The 264-nt window shown below is 68.9% G+C and carries 1 protein-coding gene; it reads right to left on the minus strand.

The genetic code is table 11. The features are described 5' to 3' along the window. The coding region (locus tag NVV99_RS26575) for a rhamnan synthesis F family protein (protein WP_260783310.1) at window positions 1-264 on the minus strand (264 nt) is incomplete at both ends.

Below are 264 nucleotides of genomic sequence, written 5' to 3' on the forward strand. Positions count from 1 at the left end.
TCACGGCGCGCCAGGAACGGGTGCGGGCGCATTGCCGCGTGCTCGGTGATGCCCCAGAAGTCGACGTCGTCCCAGGAGTCGGCCCGGTCGAAGACCCCGCTCCACGGGCGGACGGGGGCGTAGAAGGTGTGGTTGGTGAGAATCACCTCCTCGTACTCCGGGAGCCGGTCCCAGCCGATGTGGCGAAGCGCGTCGCGGTAGGCCCCGACGTCGTAGTCGGTGTTCTCGCGCTGCAGCACGTCGTCGCACACCTGATGGAGCTCG

The organism is Rhodococcus sp. PAE-6 (genome assembly GCF_025290685.1).
GTDB lineage: Bacteria > Actinomycetota > Actinomycetes > Mycobacteriales > Mycobacteriaceae > Rhodococcus > Rhodococcus pyridinivorans.